Origin of the sequence: Thioalkalivibrio sp. ALgr3, from assembly GCF_000377325.1 — a bacterium.
Classification (GTDB): domain Bacteria; phylum Pseudomonadota; class Gammaproteobacteria; order Ectothiorhodospirales; family Ectothiorhodospiraceae; genus Thioalkalivibrio.
In genome coordinates, this window is the sequence record NZ_KB898034.1 from 1 (window position 1) to 1,251 (window position 1,251).

The 1,251-nt window shown below is 67.7% G+C and carries 2 protein-coding genes and 2 pseudogenes; all 4 read right to left on the reverse strand.

All coding sequences use genetic code 11. The annotated features are described in order from the left end of the window. Positions 1 to 209, reverse strand: a pseudogene (locus C998_RS14315) (ZIP family metal transporter); the annotation flags it as partial. Between the two features lie 72 nt (positions 210 to 281). After that, positions 282 to 626 (reverse strand): hypothetical protein, encoded by a 345-nt coding sequence (locus C998_RS14320; protein ID WP_018871487.1) that lies wholly within the window; start codon positions 624 to 626, stop codon positions 282 to 284. Positions 627 to 773: 147 nt separating this feature from the next. Next, positions 774 to 1,079 carry a nucleotidyltransferase domain-containing protein gene (locus C998_RS0113965; protein ID WP_018871488.1) on the reverse strand — a complete coding sequence of 102 codons (306 nt, stop codon included), beginning with the start codon at positions 1,077 to 1,079 and terminating at the stop codon, positions 774 to 776. Positions 1,080 to 1,102: 23 nt separating this feature from the next. Next, positions 1,103 to 1,251: pseudogene (locus C998_RS14740) on the reverse strand (ZIP family metal transporter); the annotation flags it as partial.

Consider the following 1,251-nt stretch of genomic DNA (forward strand, 5'->3'; position numbering starts at 1 on the left):
GCCTGGGCCTCGTGGCCCTTGCGGTGGGACTCGGGGATGATCTCGTGGCTGATGACGAACAGCATGGCACCGGCGGCGAAGGCCAGGCCCCAGGGGAGCAGGAACTCCATCAGGGTGATGGCCCCGGCGCCGATCAGCTGCACCAGGCCGGTGAGCAGGGTCACGCCGAAGGCGATGGCGCGGCTGTAGCCCAGCGACAGCAGGCTCACGCCCCGGATGAACAGGGCCAGCGCGAGGAGCGATCAATCAGGAAGCTCCGCCCCGGGGCTTCCCCCGTCGGGTCATCCTGAGACCCCGCCCGCGTTCTCCTCGCCCAGCCGCTGCTCGATGCGGTCCAGGATGGCCTCGAGCTCGCGGCTGCCTTCCATGGCCCGGTTCACCAGGGCCGCGCGCTTCTCGGGTTCATCCGGGTAATCGTGGGCGAAGCCGTTCCTCAGGGCGCGCAGCTCCTGCCACTGCGCGGCGCTGTCGAGATAGCCGAGCTTTTCGAGTCGATGCAGCTTGTCCAGCATCGGACGGTCCTCGAACGGTTCCTGGAGTGCCATGAGCACGGCCGGTAACAGGCGCATCCCCATGGCATCCTGCAACTTGCCGAATCGCAGGATGAACTGATCCAGGTCCTGCACCCCCCTCGTCGTCCATCGAATCCATCGCTTCGCCGTCCAGCGGCAGGCGGGGCTCCAGCGAAGACAGGGCGTGGCGCATGTGGTGGCGGTGCCTGCGGCATTCCTCGATGGCGTCCCGCAGGCGCTGGATGGCGGTGGCGGTCGAATTCATAACGGGATGCCCTCCTCGCGGGCGACCTGAAAGATGGGTGGATGCCGGCGCCGGCCGGGATAGTCCACCAGCAGGTCGATCTTCTGCTCGCCCAGTTCCGCCTCCAGGCGTGCGCGCAGGGCGATCTCGGCCTGTACGATGGAATCGACATCGCGCATCGGGGTATCGATCAGCAGGTCGATGTCGCCGCCCCGGGCCGAGTCATCGGTCCGGGAGCCGAACAGCCACACCGTGGTCTCCGGACCGAAGGTCTCGCCCACGGCCCGGTGGATGGCGTGTTGCTGTTCGGGACTCAGACGCATGGCGAACCCTCCTCTGAACGATCCTACAACGCCAGGTCGATGGCCAGCAGGGTGACGAACCCGACCAGCACCCCAGCGGTGGCCTGGGCCTCGTGGCCCTTGCGGTGGGACTCGGGGATGATCTCGTGGCTGATGACGAACAGCATGGCACCGGCGGCGAAGGCCAGGCCCC